The following is a 19,096-nucleotide window of genomic DNA, read 5'->3' as shown; positions in this document are numbered from 1 at the left end:
TTCAGTTGTGACTGATGGGGTTCAATTTATCGGCCGAGTACCTAACAACGCGGTACCGACACGCACGCAGGTAGATCCATATTCGACGGCGATTTCAAGATCACCCGACATGCCCGCAGACAGCTCGGTCGCCGCCGGATGCGCCCGCAAGAGTTCGGTGTGCAACTGGGCGAGACGCTCGAAGGACGCAGCGGGGTCCGCACCCAGCGGCGGGATGGCCATCAGCCCTCGTAACTCCAGATGAGCTGTGCCGGAGACAGTTTCAGCCAAGGCCGGAATGTCGTCGGGCAGCACTCCCCCACGATCCGGGTCCGCGTCGAGACTGACCTGCAGCAGAACCCGCAACGGATCGCGGCGGCCACCCTCGTCGAATTCGCGCTCGACGGCAGTCCCGAGGGCCGCGACAAGCCGTGCGCTGTCAACGGAATGAATCGCGTACGCCCAGTGCGCCACCGAGCGAGCCTTATTGCGTTGCAAGCGCCCGATCATGTGCCAACGAATGGGGTCCGGCACGTCGATCTGCTCGACCTTCGCCGACGCCTCCTGCTCGCGCGACTCTCCGAAATCCCGACACCCGAGGCGATACAGGATCTCTACGTCCGAAGCCGGAAAGAACTTGGTGACGGGCAGCAGCATGACGTCCGCGGGGTCGCGCCCGGCGGCGCGGCAGGCAGCGGCGAGTCGCTCTCGCGTGCGGTCGAGTGAGGCCGCGAGTTCGAGCTCCCGGGTCATGGCACTTCGGAGGTATGCATCCAGATCACACTGGCCTGTCTACCCGTCGGCGCGCCTCGCCGGTGACTGAACAACGTGCGGTCCTCGATCGTGCACCGCGGATCCTCGACCTGACCGGCTGTGCCCGCAGCGACGAGCTGCCGTCGGATGCCTTCGCGGAGGTCGAGACCGGGCGTACCCCGGACCGTCGTAGTCGCACTGCCCGGCAGCCGGCTCTCGACGTCGGCCTGCATGTGCGCAGGGACTTCGTATTGCCTGCCGCTGGCCGCCGGACCGAGGAAGGAGTGAATGCGGCCCAACTCGGCGCCGCACTCGACCATTACGTCGAGCACTCGCGGAACGATCCCGATCCGCGCACCGATTCGGCCGGCGTGCACTGCAGCAATGACGCCCGCTTCGTCGTCGGACAACAGTATGGGCACACAATCCGCCGTCAGAACGACGAGAGCGAGATCGAGGACCGTGGTGACGAGCGCATCGGTCGCGGGCACGGGCTCGTCGACCGGGCCGGTCACTATTTCGACGTTGCGACCGTGGATTTGTTCCATCCAAACCATGCGGTCCGGCGCGACGCCGATCTGCTGCGCAAGCCGCTCGCGATTGCTCGCGACAGCTGCTGGGTCGTCGCCGACGTGGTCGCCGAGGTTGAACGAGTCGTAAGGCGGCAACGACACACCACCCGCCCGGCTTGTGACGACCCGGCGGGTGATCCGCGTCCTCACCGCAAGAAGCGAGGAACGTCGAGGTCGTCGTCGAGTTCTTCGCGTGCAGGTGCCGAGTTGGCGGCTGCGCGAGCCGGTACCCGGTCACGATCGCGGTCGAGATGGTGCTGACCGTAGCGGTCCGCGCCGCTGTCACCGGGAACCACCGAAGCAATCGGGTTACGGCGGGCCGCGGCCGGTTGCGCCTCGACCGGACGCCGTGCAGGCGCTCCAGCGTCGAAGCCGGCAGCGATGACCGTCACGCGGACCTCGTCGCCGAGCGAATCGTCGATGACGGTTCCGAAGATGATGTTGGCGTCGACGTGTGCGGCTTCCTGCACGAGCGAGGCGGCTTCGTTGATCTCGAACAGTCCGAGGTCGGAGCCACCTGCGATCGACAGCAGCACACCGTGTGCACCTTCCATCGACGCCTCGAGCAACGGCGAATTGATCGCGGACTCAGCCGCTTTCACCGCGCGACCTTCGCCACGCGAGGAGCCGATACCCATCAACGCGCTACCGGCGCCCGACATCACACTCTTGACGTCCGCGAAGTCGACGTTGATCAGGCCAGGGGTAGTGATGAGGTCCGTGATGCCCTGCACACCGTTGAGCAGCACCTCGTCGGCGGACCGGAATGCGTCCATCAAGCTCACGGCGGCGTCGCCGAGCTGCAGCAGCCGGTCGTTGGGGATGACGATCAACGTGTCGCAGGATTCGCGGAGCGAACCGATGCCCGTCTCTGCCTGTCCGCCGCGCCGCTTGCCCTCGAACGAGAACGGGCGCGTCACGACACCGATTGTCAGAGCACCGAGCTTGCGCGCGATGCTGGCGACGACCGGCGCGCCACCGGTGCCGGTGCCACCGCCTTCACCTGCGGTGACGAAGACCATGTCGGCGCCCTTGAGCACCTCTTCGATCTCGTCCTTGTGGTCTTCTGCGGCCTTACGGCCGACTTCGGGGTCGGCGCCGGCGCCGAGGCCGCGCGTCAGTTCACGACCGACGTCGAGCTTGACGTCGGCATCGCTCATCAACAACGCCTGAGCGTCGGTGTTGACGGCGATGAACTCGACTCCCTTGAGTCCTTGTTCGATCATCCGGTTGACGGCGTTGACACCGCCGCCGCCGATACCGACGACCTTGATAACGGCGAGGTAGTTATGCGGGGGCGTCATGGCTCTCGCCTTCCTTCGATCGCAAAGCATGTATTCGCCTGGTCGGCGTGGCCTACTATCCATCGAGCTCCAACCTCAACCCTAAACCTCAACCATAGGTTTAACGTTATGTCAAGTACTCGACTAGAGCGAAACGCTATTCACCGCCACACCGATCCGCACGCAGGCGCGCCGTACGGTGTTGCAGTTTCTTAACTCGAATTGTGTTGGCGCAGCTTCGAGCAGAGCTCAACGGACGGTCGGGAGGTCCGGACTGGAGACGTCGTACGTCCGTCCGGGCTGGCCGAGCAGCGGCAATGCGATTGCCGCCTTGCGTTCGGAGTTCTCTTTGCTCCCCCACACGATCACCCGACCGTCGAGCAGAGTGAGCGAAATCGCCGAGATCGATGTCGCCACGACTTCGCCGACCTGCACGCGCAGTGGCCCAGGTGTCGCGGCCAGCACAGCAAGCGCGGCCTGCGTCGACGGATCGTCGAACGCCGGTTTGTCGACCTTGAGGCGCGGGACACCCGGCGGCGGCGGCTCGATGGCGTAATCGACGCCCAAGGCATCGACGAGATGGGTCCCCTGCGGCGAATCGAAGAACACCGCAGGCTTGCGCTCGGTGACGAACACGCGCACGGACGACGGGTAGTGCCGCTCGACGCGCACCTCGGCGACCTTGGGAAGCTGCGCAACACGCTTAGCTGCAGCGTCGGTATCGACCCGCAGCAACGGTGTGCCCTTCGTGATGTCGAGCGACTCGAGTACTTGTTCCTCGGTGACCTGACCGAGACCGCTGACTGTGATCTTCCGGACCGACAGCACGGGGGTGAACCACGCGACACATACGAGAGCCACGACCAGAATCAGAACCGCGAGGGTCCACAAGACGGGCTTACGGCGACTGCCGCGCGTCCGCGGGGTCCGGCGACGGCTGGACCGCTGGGCGCTGGCAACGCTCATGCCCGGCGCCGCCCATGATGCGGACGCGACCGCAACCCGTCGAGAATTTGGCTACCGAGCATCGTGACGTCGCCTGCACCCATGGTGATCACCACATCGCCGGGCTGACTCAGAGCGGCAACCTGCCGACCGACCCGAGACAGATCAGGTTGGTAATGAACGGGTTTGGTGACGGACCGGGCAACGAGCGCGCCGTTCACGCCCGGCAAGGGTTCCTCGCGCGCGCCGTAGACGTCCAGTACGACCACCTCGTCGGCGAGGTCGAGGGCATTGGCGAACTCGGTCGCGAACGTTGCGGTCCGGCTGTAGAGGTGCGGCTGAAAGACGACGATCACCTTGCCCCGGCGCGACCGCGCACCGTCCTTCGCCTCCTGGGCGACGATCTCTGCGGCGGCACCGAGCACCGCACGCACCTCCGTCGGGTGGTGGGCGTAGTCGTCGAACACCCGAACGCCCTGCTCACGGCCGGTGAACTGGAAGCGGCGGTGGACACCGCCGAAGCCGGAAAGGCCTTCGAGTATCTCGTCGATGTCGGCACCACCCTCGCGCGCAGCAAGCAGCGCAGCCAGGGCGTTCAGCGCCATGTGCTTACCGGGGACCGACAGCCGCAACGTTCGCGCAGTCGTTTCGCCGGCGAGCTGGAATTGGGCCACACCGCCCACATCTCGCGATTCCCAGCTGTGCAACCACACGCCGACCTCGACGCCATTGCGCGTCGCAGGTATCTCGCCGTTCTCGGGCAACGACCCGTAACCGATTACCCGGACCCCCGGCAACTGACGCGCCGCGACCCGTTCGGCCAACCCCGCCGAACCCGGATCGTCCATGCACGCGACGAGCACACCACCCGGACCGAGCAGCCCGGCGAAATCGTCGAACACCTGGACGTACGCCTCGGTGGTACCGAAGTGGTCCAGGTGATCGGATTCGACATTCGTGACGACGATGACGTTCGGAACGTATTGCAGCAGCGAGCCGTCGCTCTCGTCGGCCTCGGCGACGAAGATATCGCCCGAACCGTGGTGAGCGTTGGTGCCTGCCTCGTTGAGCTCGCCGCCGACCGCGAACGACGGATCGAAGCCGCAATGCTGCAGCGCCACGATCAACATCGATGTGGTGGAGGTCTTGCCATGCGTTCCCGAGACGAGCAGCGTGCGGTGCCCGCGCATCAGCGACGCGAGGACCTCAGGACGCAGAATCACCGGGATGCCGCGCTTACGGGCCTCGACCAGCTCCGGATTGTCCTTCGGTATCGCCGCATGCGTTGTCACGACGACGGTCGGACCACCAGGCAGCAGATCGAGCGCACTTGCGTCGTGGCCGATTCGAATCACGGCGCCTCGAGCGCGCAACGCCAGCACGCCACGGCTTTCCTTGGCATCCGAGCCGGAGACCTGACCGCCACGCGACAGCAGAATCCGGGCGATCCCGGACATGCCAGCGCCACCGATTCCGACCATATGCACGCGTTGCAGGTCTGCGGGAAGATCGGTCACCTCTTCACTCATCCGCGCGCTACCTCCAACACAATTCTGGCGACCTCGACAGCCGCGTCGCGATGCCCCGCGTCAGCCGCCGCGCGACTCATCACGAGCAAACGTTCGCGGTCGCGCAGCATCGGAATCACCTGATTCACGATGTAGTCCGGCGTGAGTTCGGCATCGGGGACGATTCTTCCACCGCCCTGCGCGACGATCGGTTTGGCGTTGAGTTCTTGCTCACCGTTGCCGTGTGGTAGCGGCACATAGATCGCAGGCAGGCCGACTGCGGACACCTCGGCGACCGTCATCGCGCCCGAACGACAGATAGCCGCGTCGGCAGCGGCGTAGGCCAAATCCATCCGCGACAGGTAGGGCACTGCGACGTACGGCGCGCCGTCCGTCGGCGACGGGAGGGTGATCGTGTTCTTCGGTCCGTGCGCGTGCAGCACGGAAATGCCTGCGGCGGCAAGCTGTTCCGCGGCACCGGACACCGCTTCGTTCAACGTGCGGGCGCCCTGCGAGCCACCGAAGACCAGCAGCACTGGGGTATCGCCCGGTAGACCGAAGTGGGCGCGCGCTCCCCCGCGGAACGCGTCACGGTCGAGACCGGTGATCGACGAGCGAACGGGGATCCCGATCACCTCGGCGTCCGACATGCCCCTGGCGTGAATCCCGGAACCGGGAACGGCCGCGAGCACTCGTGCGGCCCGCCGTGCGCCGATCTTGTTGGCAATTCCGGCTTTTGCGTTCGCTTCGTGAACCACGATGGGCACTTTGCGCCGGCGCTTCGACGGACCTGCACCCGCGGCAAGATACGCAGGCAGCGCGACGTAACCGCCGAAACCCACGATCACATCCGCCTCGACGCGGTCGATGACCTCGCGCGCAGCTTTGACCGACGCCCGCACGCGCGGCGCCAACTTGGCCAAGTCCATGGTCGGCTTACGCGGCAACGGCACCGGCGGAATCAACTCGAGCGGATAACCCCGCTCAGGAACAAGCTTCGTCTCCAGCCCGCGCGCGGTGCCGAGCGCCGTCACCCGGATCGATGGATCCAGCCGATGCAACGCGTCGGCCACCGCAAGCGCAGGCTCGATGTGCCCCGCTGTACCACCGCCCGCGACGATTACCGACAGACCCGTCGCTTCGTCGCTCACCTGGTAAATCCTCGCTCTCCTGCGCGCCGGCGTGGTTCCGGCGCTCGTCGCCGCTGTCCCTGCGACCTGAGTCCCTGCGACTGCTCTCTGAGCTGCCGCTGCTTGTGCATCTGCCGCTGCCGCGCCTGAGCAGCTTCTTTTGCCCGTGCGGCGCGCGCCTGCGCGGCTCGTGCAGCGTTGCGCTTGGCTGCCTTGGCTCGGGCAGCCTCCGCTTTCACCGGCGAGTACTTCTCCGGCTTCGGCAGTCGGAGCAATTTGCTGAACCGCCCGTCCTTGCCGGCATGCAACGCCGCAATCGCTTCAGGCTCGTGTCTGGCCGCATTTGCGATCACACCGAACATCAGCAATGTGATCGCCAGCGAGGATCCGCCGGCGGACACCAGTGGCAACTGTAGGCCGGTGACGGGAAGGAGGCCAACGACGTAACCCATGTTGATGAACGCCTGCGCGACGATCCACGATGTCGCGGCCGCGGTGAGCAGGCGCAAGAACGGATCGGCCGATCGCATCGCGATACGCAGACCGGTATAGACGAACAAAGCGAACAGGCCGATCACCAGCGTGCAGCCTAGGAAGCCGAGTTCCTCGCCGATGATCGCGAAGATGAAGTCGTTGTGCGAGTTCGGCAGATAGTTCCATTTCGCGCGACTCTGCCCGAGCCCGCGTCCCCAGATACCGCCGTCGGCAAGGGAATACATCGCCTGCCTGGCCTGATAGTTCTTGCCCTGCGGGTCCAGACTCGGATTCAGGAAGCTCTGGACACGAGCCGAGCGATAGCCGACCGAGAGAGCGAGCACGACCGCCATCGCCATGCCACTGGCGACGATCGTGACGAACAACTTGACCGGCAGCCCGCCGAACCACAACAGCGCCGCGAGGATGATGCCGAGCGAGATCGTCGTACTGAGGTTCGGCTGCAACACGACCAGACCACAGACGACGACGCCGGCCGGGACCAACGGAATGATGATCTCTTTGAGGCTGGCGTTCTCGGACCGGCGCGACGCGAGAATGTGCGCGCCCCACAGCGCCAGCGTCACCTTCGCTATCTCCGACGGCTGGACCGACACACCGAAAATGTTGAACCAGCGACGCGCGCCGTTGACCCACACACCGATGCCGGGAATCAATACGAGTACGAGGGCCAGCACCGAGGCAGCGAACGCCGGGAACGACAGCTTGCGCAGCACGCGGATGGGCATTCGCAGCGCGAAATAGAACAGCACGAGACCGAGCAGCGCAAACATCGCCTGCTGGAAGAACAACCCGTACGCCGAACCGTCGTGGCTGTAGGACTCGACGCTCGATGCAGAGAGCACCATGACCAGACCGAGCAGGGTCAGCAGCGTTGCGATCGTGACGACGAGATGAAACGACGCGAGTGGACGCTGCAACCATGCCCCGAACCGCGTCCGGGGCTGCGGCTGCTTCGAGTCACGGGTGGCGACGACGCTCTTGTCCTGTTTGGCGGGTGTTGCCCGGACCGAGTCGAGGACACTCATCGGCGCGCCACGTCGGGGCCGGAGAGCGCGCGGACGGCGTCGGCAAAGCTGTCGCCGCGGTGGCCGTAATCGGTGAACATGTCGAGGGATGCTGCGGCGGGAGCAAGCAACACAGTGTCGCCGGAAGACGCAAAACGTGCCGCAAGCGTCACCGCGGCTGCCATGATTGCGTCCGGATCCGGATGTGTCGGTGCTTTGCTCACCCCAGCATCGTCTCCCGCACCCACGCGGACGACCGGAACATCCGGCGCGTGTCGCGCCAAAGCCTGGGCGAACTCGCTCGCATCACGCCCGATCAGGACAACTCCGACAAGCCGATCGGCGATCTCGGCCACCAATTCGTCCACCGAAGCGCCTTTGAGCAATCCGCCAGCGACCCAGACCACACGCGAGTGCGCCAGGATCGACGACCGTGCGGCGTGCGGGTTCGTCGCCTTGGAATCGTCGACGAATTGGATTCCGTCCATCGTACGAACCAGCGTCGCGCGGTGCGGTCCGACGCTGAAATTGCGCAAACCGTTGCGGACCGCGCTCGGTGCGACGCCGATCGAGCGAGCCAGGGCTGCCGCCGCGAGGGCATCCATGACTCCGGCGGGTCCAGGCGGGTTGATCTCGCTGACCGGCGCAAGAACCTCGTCGTCGCCGAACGCGCGGTCGAGCAGCTGACCGCCCCACACGCCCAGTTCGCCTTCTTCCGGTTCGCCCAGCCGAAAGCCCACCGTCCCACGCTTGCGCTTGCCCAACGCCGCGGCGTTCGCGTCGTCGAGTCCGACGATGCCGACCTTTCCGGTCAGTGCTCGCGCCTTCGCCTCGATGTACGGCTCCATGCCGCCGTGCCAGTCGAGATGGTCCTCGGCGATGTTGAGCACGACGCCTGCCTCCGGGCGTACCGAAGGCGCCCAACGCAATTGGAACGACGACAGTTCGACCGCCAGCACTTCGGCACGTGGTTCACTCCGGCGCAGGGCCTCGAGAATCGGTATGCCGATGTTCCCGCAGGCTTCGCTGGGTATGTTCGCGGCTTCCAGAATAGAGGCGAGCATCGCCGTCGTCGTGGTCTTGCCGTTGGTGCCCGTCACAACCAACCAGCGCCGGACCGGACCGTAGATTTCCGCCTGGTCCACCTGCCAGGAGAACTCGACGTCGCCCCAGACCGGAATTCCCGCTTCGGCGGCGGCGACCAGCAACGGTGACGTCGGCGGCCAACCGGGGCTGGTGATCACCAACGCGAAGCGAGCCAATGCGTCCGAAGCGAGCAGATCGTCGGGCGTTGCGGTCGCCAGTCCCCGACCTGCCGCATCGGCCAGGCCGCTGCCGCTCGTGACGCAGATCTGGGCGTCCAGTTCCTGCAACGGCTCGACGAGTGCACGCGCGGAGATGCCCCACCCCGCGACCAGTACCTCTCGGCCGGCCAGCCACTCGAGACTCACTGTCGGTCAGTCCCCGACCGCCGCGAGGTACTCGCTGTAGAACAGGAACAGTCCGATCGCCGAAGCGATGGCAGCGAGTAGCCAGAACCTGATGATGACCGTGGTTTCAGCCCAGCCTGCGAGCTCGAAGTGATGGTGGAACGGTGCCATTCGGAATATTCGCCGTCGCGACGATCGAAACACTGCGACTTGAATCAGGACGCTTGCCGCTTCGGCGACGAACAGCGCGCCGATGACGACCATCAACAATTCGGTCCGCGTCGTGATGGACAGGCCCGCGAGCATGCCGCCGAGGGCGAGCGAACCGGTGTCACCCATGAAAATCTTCGCAGGAGCGGCGTTCCACCATAGGAATCCGACGCACGCGCCGGCACCTGCACCGCACAGCAACGCCAGGTCCAACGGGTCACGCACGTCGTAACAGCCTTGACCGGCCGACGTTTCGCACGCATTGCGGTACTGCCAGAACGTGATGATGACGTAGGCGCCGAGCGCGAGGCTCATCGAGCCCGCGGCGAGACCGTCCAGGCCATCGGTCAGGTTGACGGCGTTGGAGAACGCACTGACCAGGAAGTAGGTCCAGAGGATGAAGACCATCGCGCCCATGGACAAGAACGTGATGTCGCGAACGTAGGACACATGCGTGCTACCCGGCGTCAGGCCGCTCGCGCCCGGGAACTGCAGTGCAAGAAAGCCGAATGCAATTGCCGCACCGAATTGGCCGACCAGTTTCGCCGTCTTGTTGAGCCCGAGGTTGCGTTGCTTCCGGATCTTGATCAGGTCGTCCATGAAGCCGACGCCACCGAGCGCGGTCGCGAGACCGAGCACCAGCAGACCCGAGACCGACGGTCCGTCGGCGTGGTAACCGATACCGATCAGGTGCGAACCCCAATAACCTGCCCAGATACCCGCGATGATCGCGACGCCACCCATGGTCGGTGTGCCGCGTTTGGATTGATGACTGGCCGGGCCCTCGACGCGGATCTCTTGACCGAAACCTTGTCGCGAGAACGCTTTGATCAGGACTGGCGTCAGAAGAATCGATACGAACAGCGCGATTCCCGACGCGAACAGGATCTGTCTCAAGTTAGGTCGCCTCCATGCTGGTTCGATGCTGCCCGTCAGCGTCGAACTCCTGCTCGGGGGAGAGTAGCCGCTCTGCCACCGTCCATAGCCCGATCGATTGTGATGCCTTGACGAGAACCACATCGCCCGGACCGACTTCGGCCACCAGCAACGCGATCGCGGCGTCGATATCCGGCACCAACATCGACTCGTTTCCCCAGGAGCCCTCCATCACCGCGCCTTGATGCATGGCGTGCGAGGGTCGCCCGGTTCCGACAACGACGAGCCTGCTCACCGCGAGGCGCACCGCAAGGCGACCGATTGCGTCGTGAGCGGTCACCGACTCGTCCCCCAGCTCGCCCATCTCGCCGATGACGGCCCAACTGCGGCGCGGCGCGGCGGGATCGGCGCGGGCCATCGAGACCAGCGCCTTCAGTGCTGCGCGGACCGAATCGGGGTTCGCGTTGTAGGAGTCGTTGATGACGGTCAGGCCGTCCGGCCTGGTCTGCACGTCCATTCGCCTGATCGATGCGGCATTCGCGTTCTGCAGCGAATTCGCGATCATGGGCAGGTCCGCGCCGCATTCGAGCGCTACAGCTGCCGCGGACAGCGCATTGCCGACTTGATGTTCGCCGTGGACCGCGAGCTGTACAGCGATGTCGCCGATCGGCGTGACGAGGGTGAACGCCGCACGGGCCTCGGCGTCGAGCCGCACGTCCTCGGCCCGCACCTGGGCATGAGAATCCTGGCCGACGAGCACGACGCGCGCCTGCGTTCGTGTCGCCATTGCCGCGACGAGCGGATCGTCGGCATTGAGAACGGCGACACCGTCGGCCGGAAGCGCTTCCGCAAGTTCACCTTTGGTTTCTGCAATCACATCGCGGGAACCGAATTCACCGATATGAGCAGTGCCGACGTTGAGGACTACGCCGATTCTGGGCGGCGCGGTCTCGCTCAACGACCTGATATGGCCTGGTCCGCGAGCAGACAGTTCCAGGATCAGGAACTTCGTGTCGGTGTCGGCACGCAACGCGGTCCACGGGTGGCCGATCTCGTTGTTGAACGACCCAGGGGGCGCCACCACCGGACCGAGCGGCGACAGCACAGCCGCGAGCAGATCCTTGGTCGACGTCTTTCCCGACGATCCGGTCACGCCGACGACGGTCAGTCCGTCGGCAGCAAGCCGATCGACGACCGCACGCGCAAGCTTCGCAAGCGCCGCCAGCACCGCAGCACCGGACCCGTCAGTGTCGTGCTCCAAAGCCATTGCGTTGGTTTCGGTTTCGCCGACCGGCTCGACGACGATCGCAGGCACGCCGACCGGGCGCGCGGCAAGTACAGCAACCGCGCCCGCCTCGATCGCGCCCGCGGCGTGCTCATGACCGTCGACACGAGCGCCGGGGAGCGCCAGGAACAACCCGCCGGGCCCGACTTTTCGGGAATCGAATTCGACTGTCCCGGTGACCTTTGCGGTCGGGTCAGGGACATCGTGCAACGTTGCGCCGACGATCTCTGCGATCTCGGCAAGTGAAAGGGCGATCATTTCCCAACCCGACTTTCGAGGGCGTCCGCAAGTACTTCGCGGTCGTCGAACGGATACTTCACTCCCCCGATGTCCTGCCCGACCTCGTGGCCTTTGCCTGCGACCAGCACCACATCGCCCGGCTTCGCCCACGCCACGGCTTGCGCGATGGCGCCCGCACGGTCGCCGATCTCACGAATCTCGGCGCGGCCCTGCTCGGCGGTAGCGCCTGCCACGATGGCAGACCGGATGGTGGCAGGGTCTTCGCTGCGGGGATTGTCGTCGGTGACGATCAGAAGGTCAGCCAGGCGCGCGCTCACCGCACCCATGATCGGGCGCTTCTCTGCATCACGGTCACCACCGGCGCCGACAACGACAGCGACGCGCCCGACAGTGCTTTCCCGAAGCATGGTGATGACCTTCTCCAATGCGTCGGGCTTGTGTGCGTAGTCGACCACGGCAAGGAAGTCCTGGCCCCGATCGACGCGCTCGACCCTGCCTGGCACGTCCACGGTCGCTATTCCGGGCACTGCTGCGGCAGGCTCGACTCCGACCGCCGCGCAGGCCGCGACGGCGAGCAGCGCATTGGCAACGTTGTAGCGGCCGGGCATGCGCACCGTCGCGTGAATCGTTCCGGCTGGTGCGTCGATGTCGAAGCTCTGCGAACCACCGGGGGCAATCTCGACGTTCTCGACAGTCCAATCGGCATCGGTCGTCGTCGACACTGTGACGGCCGAGTCACCGGCAACTCCTGCCATGCGCACGCCCCACTCGTCGTCGATGCAGACGACGGCGTGTTCCGCACGGACTGTGGAGTCTTTGGCGAACAAGCGTGCCTTCGCCGCAAAATAGTCGTCGAAATCCTTGTGGAAGTCCATATGGTCCTGCGAGAGGTTCGTGAAGGCACCGACCTCGAACCGCGTCCCGTCGACCCGGCCCAGCGAAAGCGCGTGGCTGGACACCTCCATCACGACCGCGTCCGTACCCTGCTCGACCATGAGGGCCAGCAGAGCCTGCAGTTGCGGCGCTTCTGGCGTGGTCAGCGCGCTCGGCACGCGATGGCCGTCGATCCGGGTCTCGATCGTCCCGATGAGGCCGGGTTTGAGCCCGGCAGCGGTGAGGCCCGCCTCAATCAGGTACGAGGTGGTCGTTTTCCCCGAGGTTCCGGTCACGCCGATCACCTTCAGGCGCTCGGACGGCTCACCGTAGATCGTGGCTGAGATGTTGCCGAGGACCCCGCGCGGGTTCGCTGCGACGATGACCGGAACGTCCGGATCGGCTCCGAGGACGTCGACTCCGGCTTCGTCGGTCAGCACTGCCACAGCACCACGCTCGATGGCTGCTGCCGCGTACTCCGCTCCATGGGAATGGCGGCCGGGCAGTGCGGCGAACAGGTCGCCTGGCTGGATGGCCTGGTCACGTAGTTCGATGCCGGTGACATCCCGGTCTGGGCCGGACAGTCGCGCCGAGATCGACTCGGCGAGGAAGGCCACGGACGTCGACGGCGGTGCCGACGGGCGGAGCGCAGGCTGCGCAGGCAACTTTGCTCCTCTCGGGCGATATGGGAAAGGTACAGCGAGGCTGCACGACAACATGGTCGATCGAACAGGTTACCGGCGCGCAAGCTTGCGCGTGAATTGCCGGGGCTGCTCAGTCGGCCGTCAGGACTTGTGGCGGGCCCGGATCGGGCGAAAGCGGGACGCTCGCGCGCTGCAGCATCCAGGACGCAATGTTATGGAAGAGCGGGGCGGCAGACTGTCCACCGGAGCCGTCGGCGCTACGCACCGGAGCGTCGAGCATGATTCCCACCACAAAACGCGGATTGTCGGCCGGTGCGATGCCTGCGAACGTAATTCGGTACTCCGAGTTCGAGTAGCACTTGCACTTGGGATCGACCTTCTGCGCAGTGCCCGTCTTGCCGGCGATCTGATAACCCTCGATCGCTGCCGGCCAGCCGGTTCCGGTCTGGTCGCCGCGCATGGGATCGCGCTGCGTCACCGATCGGAAAATCTGGCGCAGGGTCGCCGCCGTCTGCTCGCTGACAACTCGAATGCCCTCGGGCTGCTCGCTTTCGGTCCGCGAGCCGTTGGGTTCGACGGTCGCCTTCACGATTCGCGGCGGGATCCGCAGTCCGTCGTTCGCGACAGCCTGGTACATGCTCGTCATCTGCAGCAAGGTCATCGAAAGACCCTGCCCGATAGGCAGGTTGGCGAACGTACCACCGGACCACTGTTCACGGGCGAGTAGATCGCCTGCACTCTCGCCCGGCAGCTCGATTCCGGTCCGCTGGCCGAGGCCGAAGCGATTCAACATGTCTGCGTAGCGCTCTTCACCGACGCGCTGCGCCAGGATGAGTGTGCCGACGTTGGACGAACGGCCGAAAACACCGGTCGTCGTGAACGGTTCGACCCCGTGCGGCCACGCGTCGTTGACCGTGACGCCGGCCATCCGGATGCTGCCGGGGACCTGCAGCACCTCGGTCGGGTTGGTCAAGTTGTTCTCGACCGCTGCCGCGGCCGTGACGATCTTGTTCACCGACCCCGGTTCGAACGGCGACGTGATCGCCGGGTTGTACAGCTCTGCGTCTTTGTTCCGCTTGTCGCCGATACCGATCGCCGGGTTGAATGTGTTGTCGTTCGACATGGCGAGCACTTCGCCGCTTCGCGCGTCGAGCACGACGGCGGACGCGTGCTGGGCACCGGAGAGATCCTTGGCCTGCTGGACTTGCTGCTGGACGTAGTACTGCAGGTCCGAGTCCAGCGTCAGTTCGATGTTGGAGCCGTTGATGGCTGGCTGATTGTCGCGTTGGCTGCCGGGAATGACCGCACCGTCCGAGCCGCGGTCGTAGGTGTGCGAGCCGTCGGTGCCTGCCAGCGAAGCGTCGAGCGCTTCCTCCAGCCCGACCGCGCCGTGCTTGCCGTCCCACCGAGTCGCGCCGACGACGTTTGCCGCGAGCGAGCCACCGGGGTATTGCCGGATGTCCTCGCGGTCCGCGCCGATTTCTTCGTATTTGGTTTGAATTTTCGCTGCGATCGCCGGATCGATGCCGTGCGCGAGATAGTCGAACGTTTCGCCGCTACTGATCTTTGCGTAGAGCTCGCTCTCCGTCGGACCGGCTGCGCCGAGGATCTCGTGGATTCCTTTCGCGATCTCCTTGAGCCGCTTCTCCACGTCCGGCTTCGTCGGGTCCTTCTGATGCTTCTGCGCAATTTCCTTCTGGACGCGAGTCGGCTGAATCGTCAGCGCGCGGGCCTCCATGGTGAAGGCGAGCTTGCGACCGGATCGATCCATGATCGCGCCGCGGGTCGCGTAGTCCTTGTCTTTGTAGGACCGCTGGGTCGCTGCCTCGGCCGACAGGTCGGCAGCCGTAAACCCTTGCACCCACAGCAATTGCACCGCCGCCACGGCAAGTGCCGCGAACATGACGGTGCGACCGACGCGAAAGCGAAAGCGCACTCCTGAATCGGGTTTAGATTTCGCACGAGCCGAATGCGGCCGGTGCGGGAGGCGACGGCCTGGTGCCCGCGAGGAACCAGCACGAGGCGACCGCTGCGGCGATCGGCTCACCGCGGCGCCGCCGTTGCGGGCTGCGGACTGATCGTCATGGGTACCAATTGTTCACCCTGCGCTTGCAACTGCGGCCCATTCGTGGTTTGCGGCGTGGCGTTCGGGCTATTGGTCGGCGACGGTCGGACCGCCGGATTCGGCCTAACCGGACCCGGCTGAGCTGTGTTGTTCAGCAGTGGCGCGGGCGCCCCCGATGCGGGCGTCGGCTTGCCGATCACAACGACCGATCCGTCGGGTGCGACGACCAACCGTGCCGGATCTTTTGCCGGGATCATGCCGAGTTCGCGAGCCTTGGCGGCGAGGTCCGGGGCGGAATCGGCTGCCTGCACATCGCGCTGCAGGGCTGCGCGCTCCTGTGACAAGCGCTCGTTGTGCTCGCGGGCGGTCGACAACTCGTAGCTGTCTTGTGCGGCACGTGTCGTCAGCAGCAAAGTAATCGCGAGACCCACACCGAGCAACGCAATGATCGTGGCCACGAAAGGAACTCGCGCAGCTAAGGTCGACGCGGTCTGTGGCAGGACACCTGTTTCGGAGCTCGCCAGGGCACCGGCGCGCTGATTGCGGCGTTCGTACGCGCGCTTGGCCGCGCCCGACCGGCTGTCCTTCTTCTTGGCCGTCTTTCTGGCAGGTTTGGCATCGTCGTTGCGTCGACGTTTCGATGTGCGATCGCTCATGCGGCCGACCTCCTGGCAATACGTTCAGCAGCGCGCATTCGCACCGGTGCCGATCTGGGGTTCTGCTCGATTTCGGTGTCGGAGGCCTTCTCGGCCCCTCGGGTCAGCAACGTGAATTCGGGTCCCATCCCAGGCAGTTCGACCGGTAGTCCAACAGGCGTCGCCGACAACACACGCGGGGCCAGAGCCTGTTTGACGACCTTGTCTTCCAGCGATTGGTACGACATGAACACGACGCGGCCCCCGATGCGCAACGCATCCAACGCCGCCGGAATTGCAGCGCTCAGCGAGTCGAGTTCGCCGTTGACTTCGACGCGCAGTGCTTGGAACGTCCGCTTGGCTGGATGGCCACCGGTTCGTCGGGTCGCGGCGGGGATGGCGTCGTAGATCAGCTCGACCAACGCGGCACTCGTCGTGAACGGCACCTTCTGCCTGCGGCGTACGACCTCCGATGCGATCCGGCCCGCAAAGCGCTCGTCGCCGTAGGTCTTGAGGATGCGCGCCAGATCGCCATGACTGTAGGTATTGAGAATGTCGGCCGCTGTCAGCCCAACGGTCGGGTCCATTCGCATGTCCAGCGGGGCGTCGATGGAATATGCAAAGCCGCGGTCGGACTCGTCGAGTTGCATCGACGACACGCCGAGATCGAACAGGATCGCGTGCACCGAGTCGGTCGGCGCGAGGCCCGCGTGGGCAAGTGCTTCGGCGATTCCGTCGTATCGGCTGTGTACCAACGTGATTCGATCGGCAAAAGGCGCGAGCCGCTGACCGGCCATCGCGAGCGCTTGCGGATCGCGATCGAGACCGATCAAGCGCAGATTCGGGTAGGTCCGCAGAAAGTGTTCGGAATGTCCGCCGAGCCCGAGGGTGGCATCGATGAAAACGGCATCGTCACCGCCGACAGCAGGTCCCAGCAATTCGTCTGCGCGATGCAGGAGAACCGGGATGTGCGTGGCAGCGGGGTGGCCGGGAGGATTCTGGTCGGCTCCCGCATCGCGGTCCACGTGTGTCCTCCGGATCCTGCTTTTGCTTCGGCCGCCTGCTGTGGGAGCGAGTGCCGCGGGGTCCCTGACCGAGCGGGGAACCTGGCGCTGGGGAAGTGCGTCAGGGTCCCCCTCGGGCAGAGGCCTCGCGGCGCTCGCCTGAGTCGTGGCCGGCTACAGAATTCCGTCCAGCGACTCGTCGCTAGCTTGCGAGTAACTCTCTTCGTTCGCGGCGGCGTAGTTTTCCCACGCCTCCTTGTCCCAGATCTCCACGAAGTCGACCGAACCGATCACGACGCATTCCTTGGAAAGGCCTGCGTACTTGCGATGATTCGACGACAAGGTGATGCGGCCCTGGGCGTCCGGAACTTGTTCGTCGGTGTTTGCGGCCAACTGGCGAACGTAGGCACGCGCTTTCTCGTTGCTTCGCGACGCTGCAGCGGCTCTACGAGCCAATGCGGCGAACTCGGCACGTGGGTAGACGGCAAGGCTGTGGTCTTGACCGTTCGTCACCATCAACCCTCCCGCCAGATCGTCGCGAAACTTTGCGGGCAACGTGAGTCGCCCCTTGTCATCGAGTTTGGGCGTGAAGGTACCGAGGAACACTCGACACCTCCGGTTGCTTCACCCTTCGCTCTCCGCTTTGCACCACATTACCCCACTTTCCCCCACACGCAATCACCTCGGTGTAATTCCCAGGTCAGGCGTGTCTTTCAGTGTGCAGCACTACGGTGATCATGGACAAAAGGACCGTTCGTACTGCGTAAATTGGTCCCTTTCTCCGTGATCACCGTAGCTGGTGGTGGTTTGTGGGGTGAGAAACCGCCACACGGCGGCGCGGTGGGGCGAAGTGGGGGCGATGGCCCGCTCGGTGGCGGAAGCGGCCTGCGCCAGCCCTGATTACCGCCGCCGGGCCCGCATCAATGTCACATTCAGCCGATCTGACCGGTTGAATGTGACATTCATGCCCTAGGTGCGCCGAACCGACCGCGGACGCACAAAAAAACGGCGCCGCACCCATCCGGGTACTGCGCCGTTGTTGTCGGTAAGGAGACTATTCCTGTTCGAACCTGCGCCGGAAGCGGTCTTCCATGCGCGCCGCGAAGCCACCCGACTTGCGGGCACGAGACTTCGCTCCCCCACTGCCGGGCCGCCGGATATCGCCGCTGGGCGGCTCGGCGGCGTCACGATGGGCTTTAGCGGAGCCGCCAAGAAGTAGCAGCACACCTGCTCCGAACATCACGATGAAGCCGATCAGACTGATGATCGGAAATCCGCCGGGCTTGATCGGCAGAGCAACACCTGCGACTAGTAATACGAGGCCAAGGACGAACAACGCCGCCGCTTGGAGCCGACGACGGCTGGAGGCTGCGCGTAGACGACCAGCCTTCACCGTCGAAGCGAACTTGGGGTCCTCAGCATAGAGAGCGCTCTCGATCTGATCGAGCATGCGCTGCTCGTGCTCGGAGAGTGGCACGGTACCTCCCCTTGCACTAGATCTCTTGCCGCCTTTGTGCGAAGACGACGAGTAGCCGACTTTGGCGGCTACCTATTCACCATGATACGAGGTGATTGTAAGCCGTACCACCAATCCACCCCCTACTTGCAAACATTCCCCCTCAAGCAGACACTCCGGACCCCCAATCGGACTCTGGACGGAGCCTTCCGGCCTCTCCAAGGAGATCTTCGACGTCATGGAGGAAGGCACTGACCCGCGCGTAGAAGGCGTCGGCCTGCTGATCGGTGATCTCACGCGACAATCCAGCCTCCAGCGCAGCGCGCGTCGCCGAATGATCCGCGAAGTAATCGGCCCACATCACGAACTCTGGAGCCGCTCCCGCCAGCAATACCCACGCACTGCGCGACCGCTCCCGCGCGGGACGCGTTGCGACCGTCGCCGCCAACACCGCCGCAGCCCCTCGCAGGGCGGCAAGGTAGGCGACCTGGAAGCGCTCGCGCGGATCCTCTTCGCCCACCGCGTCCATCAACAAACGGTCTGCACGGTCGAGCAAAGCGCGTGGCGCCCGCACACCCACGGGCGGCGCAATCCGCTTCGCCCGACTGACCTGACCAGCCATTTAGTTGACCTCCTCGCCACCGGCCGGATGATCGGATAATCAAGCTCGGGACCCGGCGTGACCCGCTTCCCTCGGGTGTACGCC

Annotated in this window: 17 protein-coding genes; all 17 read right to left on the bottom strand. The window is 65.1% G+C overall.

From position 1 onward, the window contains the following. Window positions 1–21: 21 nt before the first annotated feature. The 17 genes from FGL95_RS07665 to FGL95_RS07585 all read right to left on the bottom strand — a co-directional run bounded on the left by FGL95_RS07665 (window position 22) and on the right by FGL95_RS07585 (window position 19,012). Complete coding sequence (locus FGL95_RS07665) at window positions 22–732, bottom strand: YggS family pyridoxal phosphate-dependent enzyme (RefSeq protein WP_169585613.1); 711 nt, start codon at window positions 730–732, stop codon at window positions 22–24. Continuing rightward, entirely contained in the window at window positions 729–1,454 is a 726-nt protein-coding gene (pgeF, locus tag FGL95_RS07660; protein WP_169585612.1) for a peptidoglycan editing factor PgeF, read from the bottom strand. The genes FGL95_RS07665 and pgeF overlap by 4 nt, the downstream gene beginning before the upstream one ends. Further along, the gene (gene ftsZ, locus FGL95_RS07655; RefSeq protein WP_169585611.1) at window positions 1,451–2,608 is read right to left on the bottom strand and encodes a cell division protein FtsZ; all 1,158 of its coding nucleotides are present in this window, start codon (window positions 2,606–2,608) and stop codon (window positions 1,451–1,453) included. The genes pgeF and ftsZ overlap by 4 nt, the downstream gene beginning before the upstream one ends. Before the next feature lie 228 nt (window positions 2,609–2,836). After that, window positions 2,837–3,553 carry a cell division protein FtsQ/DivIB gene (locus tag FGL95_RS07650; protein ID WP_169585610.1) on the bottom strand — a complete coding sequence of 239 codons (717 nt, stop codon included), beginning with the start codon at window positions 3,551–3,553 and terminating at the stop codon, window positions 2,837–2,839. Then, window positions 3,550–5,049, bottom strand: a complete 1,500-nt coding sequence (gene murC / locus FGL95_RS07645; RefSeq protein WP_338079780.1) for a UDP-N-acetylmuramate--L-alanine ligase — start codon at window positions 5,047–5,049, stop codon at window positions 3,550–3,552. The genes FGL95_RS07650 and murC overlap by 4 nt, the downstream gene beginning before the upstream one ends. A gap of 8 nt (window positions 5,050–5,057) precedes the next feature. Further along, window positions 5,058–6,191 carry an undecaprenyldiphospho-muramoylpentapeptide beta-N-acetylglucosaminyltransferase gene (gene murG / locus FGL95_RS07640; RefSeq protein WP_169585608.1) on the bottom strand — a complete coding sequence of 378 codons (1,134 nt, stop codon included), beginning with the start codon at window positions 6,189–6,191 and terminating at the stop codon, window positions 5,058–5,060. Continuing rightward, a complete protein-coding gene (ftsW, locus tag FGL95_RS07635) occupies window positions 6,188–7,693 on the bottom strand; it encodes a putative lipid II flippase FtsW (protein ID WP_169585607.1) in 1,506 nt (501 codons plus the stop codon). Before ftsW ends, murG begins: the two co-directional genes overlap by 4 nt. Further along, window positions 7,690–9,123, bottom strand: a complete 1,434-nt coding sequence (murD, locus tag FGL95_RS07630; protein WP_338079750.1) for a UDP-N-acetylmuramoyl-L-alanine--D-glutamate ligase — start codon at window positions 9,121–9,123, stop codon at window positions 7,690–7,692. Before murD ends, ftsW begins: the two co-directional genes overlap by 4 nt. A gap of 6 nt (window positions 9,124–9,129) precedes the next feature. After that, on the bottom strand, window positions 9,130–10,209 hold the full coding sequence (gene mraY / locus FGL95_RS07625; protein ID WP_169585606.1) for a phospho-N-acetylmuramoyl-pentapeptide-transferase: 1,080 nt from the start codon (window positions 10,207–10,209) through the stop codon (window positions 9,130–9,132). 1 nt (window position 10,210) lies between these two features. Then, window positions 10,211–11,731: a UDP-N-acetylmuramoyl-tripeptide--D-alanyl-D-alanine ligase gene (locus tag FGL95_RS07620; protein ID WP_169585605.1), complete on the bottom strand. Its 1,521-nt coding sequence runs from the start codon at window positions 11,729–11,731 to the stop codon at window positions 10,211–10,213. Then, window positions 11,728–13,305, bottom strand: coding sequence for a UDP-N-acetylmuramoyl-L-alanyl-D-glutamate--2,6-diaminopimelate ligase (locus tag FGL95_RS07615; protein ID WP_169585604.1), 1,578 nt, complete (start codon window positions 13,303–13,305; stop codon window positions 11,728–11,730). The genes FGL95_RS07620 and FGL95_RS07615 overlap by 4 nt, the downstream gene beginning before the upstream one ends. 55 nt (window positions 13,306–13,360) lie before the next feature. After that, entirely contained in the window at window positions 13,361–15,133 is a 1,773-nt protein-coding gene (locus FGL95_RS07610) for a peptidoglycan D,D-transpeptidase FtsI family protein (protein WP_169585906.1), read from the bottom strand. A 140-nt stretch (window positions 15,134–15,273) separates the two neighbouring features. Then, entirely contained in the window at window positions 15,274–15,951 is a 678-nt protein-coding gene (gene ftsL, locus FGL95_RS07605; protein WP_206071600.1) for a cell division protein FtsL, read from the bottom strand. Further along, window positions 15,948–16,955, bottom strand: coding sequence for a 16S rRNA (cytosine(1402)-N(4))-methyltransferase RsmH (gene rsmH, locus FGL95_RS07600; protein ID WP_169585603.1), 1,008 nt, complete (start codon window positions 16,953–16,955; stop codon window positions 15,948–15,950). Before rsmH ends, ftsL begins: the two co-directional genes overlap by 4 nt. Window positions 16,956–17,108: 153 nt before the next feature. Further along, window positions 17,109–17,540 (bottom strand): division/cell wall cluster transcriptional repressor MraZ, encoded by a 432-nt coding sequence (gene mraZ / locus FGL95_RS07595; protein WP_169585602.1) that lies wholly within the window; start codon window positions 17,538–17,540, stop codon window positions 17,109–17,111. 448 nt (window positions 17,541–17,988) lie between these two features. Then, a complete protein-coding gene (locus FGL95_RS07590) occupies window positions 17,989–18,411 on the bottom strand; it encodes a DUF3040 domain-containing protein (protein WP_169585601.1) in 423 nt (140 codons plus the stop codon). A gap of 142 nt (window positions 18,412–18,553) precedes the next feature. Further along, the gene (locus tag FGL95_RS07585) at window positions 18,554–19,012 is read right to left on the bottom strand and encodes an SAV_6107 family HEPN domain-containing protein (RefSeq protein ID WP_169585600.1); all 459 of its coding nucleotides are present in this window, start codon (window positions 19,010–19,012) and stop codon (window positions 18,554–18,556) included. Window positions 19,013–19,096: the final 84 nt, after the last annotated feature.

This window comes from Antrihabitans stalactiti, assembly GCF_012932915.1.
Lineage (GTDB): Bacteria > Actinomycetota > Actinomycetes > Mycobacteriales > Mycobacteriaceae > Antrihabitans > Antrihabitans stalactiti.
The sequence above is the reverse complement of the archived record's forward strand: the minus strand, read 5'-3'. Positions and strand labels throughout refer to the sequence as shown.